The 12,647-nt window shown below is 62.5% G+C and carries 13 protein-coding genes and 1 tRNA gene; 9 read left to right on the forward strand and 5 right to left on the reverse strand.

Annotated features, from left to right (window positions below; translation table 11 throughout):
- Positions 1-43: 43 nt before the first annotated feature.
- The 4 genes from CXY73_RS14310 to CXY73_RS14320 all read right to left on the reverse strand — a co-directional run bounded on the left by CXY73_RS14310 (position 44) and on the right by CXY73_RS14320 (position 2,439).
- Positions 44-727, reverse strand: a complete 684-nt coding sequence (locus CXY73_RS14310; RefSeq protein WP_158254129.1) for an ABC transporter permease — start codon at positions 725-727, stop codon at positions 44-46.
- Positions 645-926, reverse strand: coding sequence for a hypothetical protein (locus CXY73_RS22035; protein ID WP_158254130.1), 282 nt, complete (start codon positions 924-926; stop codon positions 645-647). The genes CXY73_RS14310 and CXY73_RS22035 overlap by 83 nt, the downstream gene beginning before the upstream one ends.
- Positions 923-1,663, reverse strand: a complete 741-nt coding sequence (locus CXY73_RS14315; protein WP_104134952.1) for an ABC transporter ATP-binding protein — start codon at positions 1,661-1,663, stop codon at positions 923-925. Before CXY73_RS14315 ends, CXY73_RS22035 begins: the two co-directional genes overlap by 4 nt.
- Before the next feature lie 125 nt (positions 1,664-1,788).
- On the reverse strand, positions 1,789-2,439 hold the full coding sequence (locus CXY73_RS14320; RefSeq protein ID WP_104178094.1) for an MBL fold metallo-hydrolase: 651 nt from the start codon (positions 2,437-2,439) through the stop codon (positions 1,789-1,791).
- Positions 2,440-2,580: 141 nt separating this feature from the next.
- Here CXY73_RS14320 and CXY73_RS14325 point away from each other — a divergent pair.
- A tRNA-Glu gene (locus tag CXY73_RS14325) sits at positions 2,581-2,653 on the forward strand.
- Positions 2,654-2,692: 39 nt separating this feature from the next.
- On the opposite strand, the gene CXY73_RS14330 is transcribed toward CXY73_RS14325, so the two are convergent.
- Positions 2,693-3,853, reverse strand: coding sequence for a class I SAM-dependent methyltransferase (locus CXY73_RS14330; RefSeq protein ID WP_104178095.1), 1,161 nt, complete (start codon positions 3,851-3,853; stop codon positions 2,693-2,695).
- A 275-nt stretch (positions 3,854-4,128) separates the two neighbouring features.
- Here CXY73_RS14330 and CXY73_RS14335 point away from each other — a divergent pair, with 275 nt between their 5' ends.
- From CXY73_RS14335 to CXY73_RS14370, 8 genes are all read left to right on the forward strand, one after another.
- Entirely contained in the window at positions 4,129-5,154 is a 1,026-nt protein-coding gene (locus CXY73_RS14335; RefSeq protein ID WP_104134949.1) for a TerC family protein, read from the forward strand.
- A gap of 35 nt (positions 5,155-5,189) precedes the next feature.
- A complete protein-coding gene (locus CXY73_RS14340; protein WP_104178139.1) occupies positions 5,190-5,981 on the forward strand; it encodes a PP2C family serine/threonine-protein phosphatase in 792 nt (263 codons plus the stop codon).
- Between the two features lie 153 nt (positions 5,982-6,134).
- Positions 6,135-7,595, forward strand: a complete 1,461-nt coding sequence (leuC, locus tag CXY73_RS14345; RefSeq protein WP_104178096.1) for a 3-isopropylmalate dehydratase large subunit — start codon at positions 6,135-6,137, stop codon at positions 7,593-7,595.
- Between the two features lies 1 nt (position 7,596).
- Positions 7,597-8,223, forward strand: a complete 627-nt coding sequence (gene leuD / locus CXY73_RS14350; RefSeq protein WP_104134947.1) for a 3-isopropylmalate dehydratase small subunit — start codon at positions 7,597-7,599, stop codon at positions 8,221-8,223.
- A 161-nt stretch (positions 8,224-8,384) separates the two neighbouring features.
- Entirely contained in the window at positions 8,385-9,707 is a 1,323-nt protein-coding gene (gene murA, locus CXY73_RS14355; protein ID WP_233198366.1) for a UDP-N-acetylglucosamine 1-carboxyvinyltransferase, read from the forward strand.
- A gap of 55 nt (positions 9,708-9,762) precedes the next feature.
- Positions 9,763-10,503 (forward strand): 1-acyl-sn-glycerol-3-phosphate acyltransferase, encoded by a 741-nt coding sequence (locus tag CXY73_RS14360; protein ID WP_233198367.1) that lies wholly within the window; start codon positions 9,763-9,765, stop codon positions 10,501-10,503.
- The gene (locus CXY73_RS14365) at positions 10,493-11,644 is read left to right on the forward strand and encodes an NAD(P)H-dependent glycerol-3-phosphate dehydrogenase (RefSeq protein ID WP_233198351.1); all 1,152 of its coding nucleotides are present in this window, start codon (positions 10,493-10,495) and stop codon (positions 11,642-11,644) included. The genes CXY73_RS14360 and CXY73_RS14365 overlap by 11 nt, the downstream gene beginning before the upstream one ends.
- Positions 11,544-12,641: a D-alanine--D-alanine ligase family protein gene (locus tag CXY73_RS14370; RefSeq protein WP_104134946.1), complete on the forward strand. Its 1,098-nt coding sequence runs from the start codon at positions 11,544-11,546 to the stop codon at positions 12,639-12,641. The genes CXY73_RS14365 and CXY73_RS14370 overlap by 101 nt, the downstream gene beginning before the upstream one ends.
- Positions 12,642-12,647 lie beyond the last annotated feature (6 nt).

Here is a 12,647-nt window from a genome sequence, read left to right on the forward strand (position 1 = left end):
TGCCGGCATCTTGTTCGGTGCAAATCTGACCATTGCGTTCTCCTTACTCGGGATTCGCAACGACCAGTAGAAACGGCCCCTTGCTGCCGCTCATACCCATGGCCTTCATCAGGCCGATCTCTCTGGTTCGTTCCTGCACGCTCATCAGCAGGGTATTGATGATACCGAATGCCGCTGCGATCAAGGCGATCACGGCGAAGGCGTTGAGCACACCGACGATGCCGTTGATCACCGTCTGCACGGCGCCGAGCTGGTCCGCGATCGTGCTGGCGGTGTAGCCGTCAGCGGCGAGATCAGCCTTGAGGACGGTCACTTCGGCGTCAGACATAGCGGCATCAAAGTGGGCGACAGCCACGCCGTAGCTCGTGACGGCGGTTTCGATGCCGCCGGACTGCGCGTCGGCCAACTCGGCGATCAACGCATCGTTGGCACCGGCACCCGCAGCAAGCAGACTGTCGAGCGAGACGCCGACGATCGTCGCGTCGACCGTGTGCTTCTGGCCAAGAATATCGGTGATCCCGATCGAAACGGATGCTCCGACGGCCTCATCGGCCGAGGCAAAGCCGAGCGGAGTGACGAAGGTGTCCGGCAGTACAACTTGCGCGTCGTTGGCGCTGCCATCGAGCTGGGCGCCCGCCGTAAGGTCAGCTGTGGTGACTGCCGAGGTGGCGTTGATGCTGAACTCGTATGGTGTCCCAGATTGGTATTCGATGTAGTCGGGTTGCACCGAACGGATCGTCGCCGGCTTCGGTCGCTTCGCTGGCCTGGGTGATGATAAAGACATCGGGGGAGCCGAGGGCGCCGACCGCGTTGGTCAGGGTGAGGGTGAACGCGCCAACGAAGATCGCCAGAACGGTCAGCGTCGTGCGGAGCTTGCTGCGAAAGGTGTTGGAGATCGCGGTGGCGATGAGATCTTTGGTTCTCATGCTGCGCCTCCGGCGGAGTTCAGGGGCTGGGCGTCAGGGCCGGTCGTTGGGGCGGTGTGCGACACGACGAGTCCGTCGCGAATATAGATTTGGCGGTCACAGCGAGCGGCGAGGTCCTCGTCGTGGGTGACGATGACGAGCGTTATGCCCTGGCTGCGATTGAGCTCAAAGAGGATGTCTTCAACGACTGCTCCTGTGGCGGTGTCGAGGTTTCCGGTCGGTTCGTCGGCGAAAATCACCCGCGGCACATTGACCAGAGCGCGGCCGATGACCACGCGCTGCTTTTGCCCGCCGGAGAGAGTGGTCGCCTTGTTGTCGGCCTTGTCGGTCAGCTCGAGCTGTTTGAGAACATCCATGCCGCGGCGCCGTCGTTCTTTGCCGCCCATGCCGGCGATCTTGAGCGGCAGGATGACGTTGTCGAGCACGCTGACGTTCGGGGTGAGAAAGAACTGCTGAAAGACGAAGCCGAACTCCTTATTGCGGAGTTCATTGACCGCGCGCTTCGAGAGTGACTTGGCATCTGTGCCGGTGACCCGCAGTGTTCCCTGGTCGGGCTCGTCGAGCAGTGCCAGCAGGTGCATCAGGGTCGATTTGCCCGAGCCGCTCTTGCCGACAATGGCCACGGACTCGCCGGCGATGATCTGAACAGACACCCCCTTCAAGGCATCGAAACGGCTCGCCCCAGACCCATAGGATTTCTCCAGGCCTCGCGCGTCAATGACCCATTCGGACTTCATCGTGCTTTCCTCAGTTCTGTGCGACCCACGCGGGCCTAATCTGCAGTAACTGCACTCTACGACGCAGCAATTGCAGACTAGCTGAGGGTGGGTCGTTGCGAGCGGATGCCCAGGCCCGGTCGTGCCTAAAGATCGATGCTGTCGCCCGGCTCCAGGGCAAAGAACTCCCCGCCACCGAGCTCCGTGACATTCTGGAATCGCACGTTGGACAAGTCTTTTCCAGCGCGGGAAAGCAACATTTCGTGGGTGGAAAAGCTGCGCCTGGGTTTGATGGCGAAAATGTAATCCATCGCCTCACTGATTTTCATCCACGGTGCTGCGGCCGGAACCGCAAGCGTGCCGACCGCGACACCCTCGGGAATCGTGAAGGCATCGCCGGCGTAGTACAGCTCATCGTTAACCAGCACCCCGACGTTGTCGATGACCGGGAGCGACTCGTGAATGACCGCGTGTGTTGCGCCGAAGAAGCGCAAGTAAAACGGCTCGACGATGGCGGTGTCGTCGGCCTGCACCGTGGTCACGTCGAGGTCGGCGTCGAAGGCGGCGATGGCCCGCGCTGCGCCGGCCGGAGCAAAGATACGCAGGTCAGAGTTTATTTCGACGATCCGGTGCAGCTGTTCTGGGGTCCAGTGATCGGCGTGTTCGTGGGTGATGACCACGGCGACGGCGCCCGCCGTATCAGTAAGCGCCGTGGTGAAAGAGCCGGGATCAATGTACAGCTTGCTGCCCGAGAGTTCGACGATCAGGGCGGCATGCTCCAGCTTGGTCAGTTTCATGCCCCGAGCTAAGCGCGATTCGAGCCGTGGCGCAACAGCATCCGCTTTCTTGAATGCTGTTTACCGTCGTCGCGACGCGCCGCGAGCGCTCAGTTTGGAACTGCGCTGTTCCGTGTGGCATACTCGGTGAGTTGCAAAAACGGCCCCATCGTTTAGCGGCCTAGGACATCGCCCTCTCACGGCGGTAACGCGGGTTCGAATCCCGCTGGGGTCACAGTTGCCCGGCTCCCTTCTGCTGAAGGGGCTGGGTTTTTCAGTTTAAGCCGTGAGCGGCGCGGTCTGAGTTCGCACAAAGGCGCCAGAGTGACGTGACTTCGTTCGCGCGCACCGCATGCAGGGCGTCACTCGTGTCGCGTGCCCGCGAGTGCACGGCGAGCGCGTCGAGCGCTGCGATGACCCGCAAACCAGCCGAATCGATCACGGACATGAGATCGTCGCGGGAGCGCAGCCCGACCAGCTCGGCAAAGTCCGAGAGTACGAGCCAAACCTCACCATTCGGCTCCAGGTGGTCGATCACCCCGGCCAGGAAACCCTTGAGCATGCGTGACCCGGGGTCATAGACGGCCGCATCGAGGAGGGAATGGGCGGTTGCCGGAATCCAGGGTGGGTTGCAGACGATCAGATCGGCTCGCCCTTCGGGAAACAGGTCGGTCAGCTGCACCTCGACCCGATCGTTGAGCCCGAGTTGTGACATCGTTTCTCGAGCGGATGCGACAGCTCGCGGCTCAAAATCGGTCGCGACCACCCGCTGCACACCCCGCGTCGCGAGCACTGCGGCGAGCACGCCGGTGCCTGTGCCGATGTCGAAGGCCACCTGCGGTGCGGCCAGCGGGGCCGTAGCAACCAGGTCGACGTACTCGCTGCGCACCGGAAAGAAGGTGCCGTAGTGCGGGTAGATCGAGGCATTCAGCGCGGTGACGGGAATGCCCTTGGTGCGCCACTGGTGGGCACCGATCGTGCCGAGCACCTCGTGCAAGGAGACAACGGATGCCTCCGCGATGCTTCCATAAGCATCGACCGTGGCGGCGCGCACGTCGGGAGCTCGCCGCAAGCCGATGACGTTTCCGATCTCCAGCGGAACCAGCAGCAGACCAAGAATGCGGGCCCGATGCGACCGGTTCTGCCGATAGCGGTAGAACAGTTCGGCGGTCGTGCGCTCGGTCTTGTCAGGCCGGGGCTTGGTGCGGTGTTCCAGAGCGGTCAGAATCTGGCGGGCGTTCCGAAAGTCGCCGGTCCAGAGCAGTGCGACGCCTTGCGAGGCCAGCCGGTAGGCGACATCTGCGGTGATGCTGTCATCAACCGGCACGACGCGTTTCGGGGCCGGGGCTTTATTGGCCGACCGCCAGAGCGCGGAGGCCGGCACGCCGTTCTCGGACCAATCGAGGTACTCCTGCGGGGTGCCTGGGGCCGTCATCGAACCCAGTCCATAGTCATAAGATTAAACTATAGGTGGCACTGCGGCGACGGTGGTCGAGTGCTGAGCGCGACCAACGCACTGTTAGAATTTTGCAAGCGAAGGGGAGTATCCCTCTGGGCCCGATCGGGCCTTATGTCGCGATCGTCAATACGGGCCGCACTGGCGGGGCCCCGGTCGCGGTGGTATCGATGGGCTCCCAGCGGATGCTTTCGGTGCGGGAGAGACTTTCGGGTTCTGTAACACCGACTCCCGTCATATCTTGAAAGGCCCCCGTGGAACTCGCTCTCCCTCTCTGGTTCGAAGCTGGATCCCTCGTCGTTCTGACCCTGATTTTGGTCGCCGACCTGCTCATCGTCTACAAGCGCCCGCACGTTCCGAGCATGCGAGAGGCCGGCCTGTGGGTCGCTTTTTACGTGGGACTCGCGCTGATCTTCGCGCTCCTGATGCTGGTTCTCGGCGACGCCGAACACGCTGGCCAGTTTCTGGCTGGCTGGCTGACGGAGTACAGCCTGTCCATCGACAACCTGTTCGTGTTCGTCATCATCATGGCCCGATTCTCGGTGCCGAGGAAATACCAGCAGGAAGTGCTGATGGTGGGCATTATTATCGCCCTCGTGCTGCGTGGAATCTTCATTCTGCTCGGCGCCCAGCTGATCGAAAGTTATGCCTGGATCTTCTACATCTTCGGCGCGTTCTTGTTCTACACCGCGTTGAAGCAGGCGTTCTCGTCTGAAGATGAAACCGAAGAGAAAGAAAACGGTGTCATTCGTTTGCTCCGTCGCCGCATTCGCATGTCCTCGGAATTCGATGGTTCCAAGGTGCGCACGCTGATCGACGGCAAGAAGGTCTTCACCCCGATGCTGATCGTGTTTATTGCGATCGGTACAACCGACCTCATCTTCGCGCTCGACTCTATTCCGGCGATCTTTGGCATCACCCAAAGCCCCTTCATCGTCTTCACGGCCAACCTCTTTGCCCTGATGGGCCTGCGGCAGCTGTACTTTTTGCTCGGCGGACTGCTCGAACGCCTCGAGTACCTGAAGTACGGTATCGCCGTCATCCTCGGCTTCATTGGCGTGAAGCTCGTGCTGCACGCAATGCACACCAACGAGGTGTTCTTCATCAACGGCGGCGACCCCATATTGTGGGCACCCGAGATCGACACCTGGACTTCGCTCGGCGTCATCATCGGTAGCATGGCCGTGGCAACGGTTGCGAGCCTGATCAAGGCCCGTCACGATGCTCGCAAGCGTGGGCACACGCTCGCCGAAGAGATTTCGGTCAACGCTGGGGAATGATTGAACGAGGCCAGGTGGCGGCGAACGGGGGATTCATGACTCTGAATCAGCAGAGCACCATCGAATTTTCCAGCAGCACCGCTCGTCTCGTGTTCAGTGTGCGCAGCGATGTGGGCAACGTGCGCAAGGTCAATGAGGACAGCATTCTCGCGCAGTCTCCGGTCTTTCTGGTGGCCGACGGCATGGGCGGACACGCCCGGGGTGACGTCGCCAGTCAGACCGTGCTGCGCGTGTTCGACGAGCACATCGCCCGCGACCTGCCGTCCACTCCCGAGCGCATTCTGGATGCCATCCACTCGTCGAACGATGCCGTACGTGATCTAAGCGCTGACGGCGACTCCGGCACCGCGGTGTCGGGAACGACCTTGGCCGGGATTGCGCTGGTCGATGCCGGTGACGAGGTTGGTTATCACTGGATGGCGTTCAACGTCGGTGATTCCCGGGTCTACATCTGGTCCGATGGCGTTTTGGCCCAATTGTCGATCGACCACTCCGCCGTGCAGGAGATGGTCGATGCTGGCCTGATTTCTCGAGCGGATGCCGAGAAGCACCCGGAACGCAATGTCATCACCCGGGCGATCGGCGCCGACGAATTCGTCGACGCAGACGTCTGGCTGCTGCCCGCTGCGGGGGAGCAGTCGTTCCTGATCTGCTCCGACGGGCTGACCAAGGAACTCGACGACGTGACGATTGCGCGGTTGCTGGCTGTGGACATCCACTTGGCTGCTGACGGGCGCAGCACGGCCGACATTCTCGTCGATGCTGCGATCGAACACGGTGGACGTGACAATGTGAGCGTCGTCTACGTGAAGTCGACGGTCGGCTGAGCGTTCGCGAGCCGGGCCGCTGGGGGAGGTGTTACCCTGAATCCGTGGTGCTGAACCGACTTCTTATCTGCCGCGACGAGTCCCTGTACTGAGGCCTTTCTCGTCGCGCAAGTTCGGCGTGGCTGCCATCGATTCGTGAGGAAGACGCTCAAAATGACCAATGTAATACCCACTTCGACGAGAATCTCCGACACCGGCCTGCGCACGCTCGCCGAGAAGGTCTGGGACAAGCACCTCGTCACCAAGGGTGAAGACGGTACCCCTGACCTGATCTACATTGACCTGCATCTGCTGCACGAGGTGACCAGCCCGCAGGCCTTCGACGGACTGCGCCTGGCCAACCGGCCGCTGCGTCGGCCCGATCTGACCATCGCGACCGAAGACCACAACACGCCGACCCTCGCCATCGACAAGCCCATCGTCGACCCGACCAGCCGCACCCAAATCGAAACCCTGCGCCGCAACTGCGCCGAATACGGGGTGCGGCTGCACTCACTCGGTGACATCGAGCAGGGCATCGTGCACGTCGTCGGCCCGCAGCTCGGCCTAACCCAGCCGGGCATCACCGTGGTCTGCGGCGATTCGCACACCTCCACCCACGGGGCCTTCGGGGCGATGGCGCTCGGCATCGGCACGAGCGAGGTCGAGCACGTCATGGCGACCCAGACGCTGCCGCTGAACCCGTTCAAGACCATGGCGATCACGGTCAACGGTGCGCTGCGCGAAGGCGTGACGGCGAAGGACATCATTCTCGCCGTGATCGCCAGGATCGGCACCGGCGGCGGAGCCGGCTATGTGCTCGAATACCGCGGCGAGGCCATTCACGCCCTCTCCATGGAGGGGCGCATGACCATTTGCAACATGTCGATCGAGGCCGGTGCCCGCGCCGGAATGGTCGCGCCAGATCAGGTTACCTACGACTACCTCAAGGGTCGCGCCCACGCACCGCGCGGCGCCGACTGGGACGCGGCCGTCGCCTACTGGCAGACCCTGGCCACCGATGAGGGGGCCAGCTTCGATGCCGAGGTCATCATCGACGCAAACGAGCTCGAACCGTTCGTGACCTGGGGTACCAACCCCGGCCAGGGCGTGTCGCTGAGCGAGTCCGTGCCGAACCCCGCCGAAATCATCGACGCGAACGAGCGTTCGGCGGCCGAGCGGGCCCTGGAATACATGGACTTGACGGCTGGAACGCCGATGAAGCAGATTCGGGTCGACACCGTCTTCCTCGGCTCGTGCACTAACAGTCGAATCGAGGACCTGCGGGCCGCCGCCGAGATCATCAAGGGCAAGACCAAGGCCGAGGGACTGCGCATGATGGTCGTTCCCGGCTCGGCCCGGGTGCGCATCGAGGCCGAAGCCGAGGGGCTTGACCAGATCTTCCTCGATTTCGGTGCCGAGTGGCGTTTCGCCGGCTGCTCGATGTGCCTCGGAATGAACCCCGACCAACTCGAACCGGGTGAACGCTGCGCGTCGACCAGCAACCGCAACTTTGAAGGACGACAGGGCAAGGGCGGGCGCACCCACCTGGTGTCGCCGCTCGTTGCGGCCGCCACGGCCATTCGTGGCACGCTCTCAAGCCCGTGGGACCTCGTTCAGGATGGAGACCAGTAACATGCAGAAATTCACCACCTTCACCGGCATCGCGGTGCCGCTGCGCCGATCCAACGTGGACACCGACCAGATCATCCCGGCCGTGCACCTCAAGCGCGTCACACGCACCGGTTTCGAAGACGCCCTGTTCGCAGCCTGGCGCCTCGATCCCGAATTCGTGATCAATAAGAAGGAATACCAGGGCGGTCGGGTACTCATTGCCGGCGCCGATTTCGGCATCGGTTCCTCGCGGGAGCACGCGGTCTGGGCGCTGCGCGATTATGGCTTTGACGTGGTGCTCAGCCCGCGCTTCGGTGACATCTTTCGAGGCAACTCGGGCAAGCAGGGCTTGCTCGCCGGCCAGATCAGCGAAGCGGATGCTGAAACCCTGTGGAACCTGGTCGAGTGCGAGCCGGGCGTTGAGTTGACCGTGGATCTGGTGAGTAAAACCGTGCGTGTCGGCGATCTGACGGTGAATTTTGAAATCGATGATTACACTAGATGGCGGCTGCTCGAAGGTCTGGATGACATCGGGCTGACCCTGCGTGACGAAGCGCGAATCAGTGAATTTGAAACCAAACGCGAATCCTGGTTGCCCCGCACCCTTCCCGCCCTTTCCCCCGAATCTTCCAGCATCAATTTGATGTAATTTGCATTTGCACTAATTTGTACCAAGACAGGTAACTTGTGAGCACTCTGCGCGAAACAGATCTTAGCGAAACCGACGAGGCGAAGAAGTTGAACGACGCTCGAAACCACGACGATGCGAGTGGGCGGGGGAGCGCTGCGAACCACGGAGCATCCGTCGGCCTGACCGCCGATAAAATCACCATTCGTGGGGGAATTCCCCTGGTCGGCCGCATCGAGGTGAAGGGGGCGAAGAACCTCGTCACCAAGGCCATGGTCGCCTCCCTGCTCGGTGAGACCCCGAGCGTGCTCAAGGACGTTCCGAACATCAGCGATGTTCGGATTGTTCGCGGGCTGCTGGAGGTGCACGGCGTCAAGGTCACCGAGGGCGACGAACCCGGAACACTGATCCTCGACCCGGTTGACGTGGAGAGCGCGCACTTCGCCGCGATTGATGCCCACGCCGGTTCCTCGCGCATTCCGATCTTGTTCTGTGGACCGCTGCTGCATCGCCTCGGTGAAGCATTCATCCCCGATCTCGGCGGCTGCCGCATCGGCGACCGACCGATCGACTTTCACCTCGAGGTGCTGCGCAAGTTCGGTGCCGTCGTCGAAAAGCAGCCCAACGGCATCCGCATGTCGGCGCCGAACGGACTCAAGGGCGCCAAGCTCGAACTGCCCTACCCGAGCGTCGGAGCCACCGAACAGGTGCTGCTCACGGCGGTGCGAGCTGACGGCCTCACCGAGCTCAAGGGCGCGGCGATCGAGCCCGAGATCATGGATCTCATCAACATTCTGCAGAAGATGGGCGCCATCATCACGGTCGACACCGACCGGGTCATTCGCATCGAGGGCGTCGAACGCCTGCTCGGCTACAACCACCGCGCGCTGTTCGACCGCAACGAGGCCGCCAGTTGGGCCGCCGCGGCCCTCGCAACCGACGGCGACATTTTCGTCGGTGGTGCTCGCCAGCCCGAAATGATCACCTTCCTCAACGTGTTCCGCAAGGTCGGCGGAGCTTTCGATATCTGTGACGACGGCATCCGCTTTTATCACCCCGGCGGCGATTTGAAGCCCGTAATTATCGAAACGGGCGTTCATCCCGGTTTCATGACGGACTGGCAGCAACCGCTCGTCATTGCGCTGACCAAGGCACACGGAACGTCGATCGTGCACGAAACTGTGTACGAGCAGCGGTTTGGCTTCGTCGATGCGCTCGTCGAGATGGGCGCGACCATTCAAATTCACAAGGAATGCCTCGGTGGGCACACGTGCCGGTTTGGTCAGCGCAATTTCAATCACTCGGCCGTCATCACCGGCCCGACGAAGCTGCACGGCGCCGACATCGTCGTGCCCGACCTACGCGGCGGTTTTAGTCACCTGATCGCGGCGCTTTCGGCTGAAGGCACCTCCACGGTCAGCAACGTGGGTATCATCAGCCGCGGATACGAGAACTTTATCGGCAAGCTGCGACTTTTGGGGGCGGACTTCGATCTCGAAGGATAATAGGCGCGTGCCTGAAAACAACGACGTGCCAAAAGCTCCCGAGTCGGCCACCAAGATTCGCTCAGAGAAGAGTCGCCCTTCGGCGTTCTGGATTCTCGCTGGGCTGATTCTGCCGGTGATGAACCTCGCCGCACGCTACGAGATCATCGATGCTCACAAGTTTCCGCGCAGCGGCGCCTTCGTGTTCTCGCCGAACCACTACAGCGAGATCGACCCCGTGGTTATGGGGGTCGTGGCCTGGAAATTGGGGCGGCTGCCTCGGTTTCTGACGAAAGCATCCGTTTTCAAGATCCCGGTCATCGGCTGGGTGCTGACCAAATCGGGGCAGATTCCGGTGCAGCGCGGCGGATCGGTGCGCGGCAGCGAACCGGTCAAGGCCGCCCAGCGTCTGGTCGATAAGGGCCAGATCGTCGTGGTGTACCCGGAAGGGTCGCTCACCCGCGACCCCGACCTGTGGCCGATGCGCGGCAAGACCGGTGCCGTGCGCATCGCACTGGAGCAGGGAATTCCGATCGTCCCGGCCGCACACTGGGGTACCCAACACCTGATGGAACGATATTCCAAGAAGGTCCACCTGTTTCCGCGCAAGACCATCACAGTGAAGATCGGCGACCCGATCGACCTCGGGCAGTTTCGGGGGCGCAGCCTCGACACGGCGACGCTCAACGAGGCAACCGCCATCGTGATGCTCGCCATCACGGCGCTGCTGGAAGACCTGCGCGGCGAGAAAGCCCCGGTCAAACGGTGGAATCCGTCGGAGCACAACCAGAAAGAGACCGGTCGTTTTGAAGCCTAGAACCCCCCAGCTGCTGAAGAGTCAACCAGGCACCCGGGTGGCTGTGCTCGGCGCGGGCAGTTGGGGAACAACCTTCGCCAAAATTCTGACGGATGGCGGTGCCGACGTCGTTCTGTGGGCGCGCCGCCACGAGTTGGCCCGGGAAATCTCCGAAGCCCGCCGCAACAGCGACTACCTGCCCGGCGTGAACCTGCCCGTCGGCCTGCGCGCCACGAGTCGTCTCGACCTGGCGCTGGCCGGAGCCGAAATGGTGTTCGTCTCGGTACCCAGCCAATCGCTGCGCGAAAACCTCAAGCAGGTGGAACCGTATCTGGCCGAGAACGCGATCATCATCTCGCTCATGAAGGGCGTCGAACGCTCGACCGGCATGCGCATGAGCAGCGTGATCGAAGAGGTACTGCGCATCGAGCCCGATCGCATCGCCGCGATCAGCGGTCCCAACCTCGCGCTGGAAATCGCCAAGGAACAGCCCACCGGCGCCGTCGTCTCTTCCGCGAGCCTGGAAACGGCGCAGGCCGTGGCCAAACTGGCGACCAACCGCTACTTTCGTTCTTACGTCAACACCGACGTCATCGGCACCGAGTTCGGCGGCGTGCTGAAGAACCTTATTGCCGTCGCCATCGGCATCGTCGACGGCGTCGGCTACGGCGAGAACACCAAGGCGTCGATCATCACGCGTGGTCTGGTCGAAATGACCGACTTCGCGGTCGCCTACGGTGCCCAGGCCGAGACGCTGGCCGGGCTGGCCGGCCTCGGTGACCTCATTGCCACCTGCCAGTCGCCGCTGTCGCGCAACAATACCGCCGGCCGGCTTCTCGGCCAGGGTTACAGCATCAACGACGTCGTCAAGCAGATGCAGCAGACCACCGAAGGTCTCGCCTCGGTCAAGCCGATTCTCGAGCTCGCACGCGCTAAGGGCGTCGAGATGCCCATCGTCGAACAGGTACGCCAAGTGCTCGACGGCACGCTCAATCCCCGCGACATTGCGCCGCACCTCACAACTGACTCCGGCGAACCGCAGGGCGAAAGGACACTTGACGATGGACAAGCTCACGGTGGTGCTTCTCTTTGGAGGGCGTTCCAGCGAACATTCGATCAGCTGCGCCACGGCGAGCGGGGTGCTGGCAGCCCTCGACCCTGAAGCGTACACCGTCATCCCGGTCGGAATCACCCGGGACGGCGCCTTTGTGCTCGAAGAAAACGACCCGGCCAAGTTCGTCCTCAACGCCTCGACATTGCCGGTCGTTGCGGATAACGGCACCCGGGTGCGCTGGCCGCAAAGTTCGACTAGCCGGGAATTAACCGTTGTCGACGCGTCCGGTGAGCGAACGCTTGGTCCGGTCGACCTTATATTCCCGATTTTGCATGGACCGTTCGGCGAGGACGGCACCATCCAGGGCATGCTCGATCTGCTCGGCTTGCCCTACGTCGGGTCTGGGGTTCTCGCCTCTGCTTTGGGGATGGACAAACACTTTGCCAAGACCGTCTTTCAACAGGCCGCACTGCCCGTTGCGCCGTGGCGCACCATCACGGCGGATGACTGGGCGCAGGCTCCCGGTATGGCTTACGCGGCCCTGGAACAGCTTGGTCTGCCTGCCTTCGTCAAGCCGGTACGGGCCGGATCGAGCGTCGGCGTCAGCCGGGTGTCGACGCCGAAGCAGCTGGCCGAGGCGATGGTGGTCGGGCTCGCTGAAGACAATAAGGTGCTGATTGAATCCGGGCTGATCGGCCGGGAGCTCGAGATTGCGGTGTTGCAGGGACGTCCGGGGGAGCCGACCCGAGCCTCCGTGGCCGGTGAGGTTGTCGTGACCGGTCGGGACTTCTACGATTTCGCCGCGAAGTATCTTGACGCGCCCGGTGTCGACCTGATCTGCCCGGCGCCGCTGGCACCCGATGAACTGGCCGAGGTACAGCGGCTGGCCATTCGCGCCTTCGAGGCGATCGGCGGTGCCGGACTGGCCCGCGTGGACTTCTTTCTCACCGCGACCGGCTGGGTGATCAACGAGATCAACACCATGCCCGGTTTCACCAGCATCTCGATGTTTCCGAGCTGCTGGCTGGCCAGCGGCTACACCTACCCCGACCTGATCGATGAACTCATCGCTGTGGCCATAGCCCACGCCCGCCACGGCTGCTGACTCGCC

It is taken from the genome of Cryobacterium sp. Y50 (assembly GCF_002929805.1).
Lineage (GTDB): Bacteria > Actinomycetota > Actinomycetes > Actinomycetales > Microbacteriaceae > Cryobacterium.

Coding starts and splice junctions, on each gene's coding strand:
- CXY73_RS22035 (WP_158254130.1), bottom strand. CDS start 926: ATGAGAACCAAAGATCTCATCGCCACCGCGATCTCCAACACCTTTCGC.
- CXY73_RS14315 (WP_104134952.1), bottom strand. CDS start 1,663: ATGAAGTCCGAATGGGTCATTGACGCGCGAGGCCTGGAGAAATCCTAT.
- CXY73_RS14320 (WP_104178094.1), bottom strand. CDS start 2,439: ATGAAACTGACCAAGCTGGAGCATGCCGCCCTGATCGTCGAACTCTCG.
- CXY73_RS14330 (WP_104178095.1), bottom strand. CDS start 3,853: ATGACGGCCCCAGGCACCCCGCAGGAGTACCTCGATTGGTCCGAGAAC.
- CXY73_RS14340 (WP_104178139.1), top strand. CDS start 5,190: ATGACTCTGAATCAGCAGAGCACCATCGAATTTTCCAGCAGCACCGCT.
- leuC (WP_104178096.1), top strand. CDS start 6,135: ATGACCAATGTAATACCCACTTCGACGAGAATCTCCGACACCGGCCTG.
- leuD (WP_104134947.1), top strand. CDS start 7,597: ATGCAGAAATTCACCACCTTCACCGGCATCGCGGTGCCGCTGCGCCGA.
- CXY73_RS14370 (WP_104134946.1), top strand. CDS start 11,544: ATGGACAAGCTCACGGTGGTGCTTCTCTTTGGAGGGCGTTCCAGCGAA.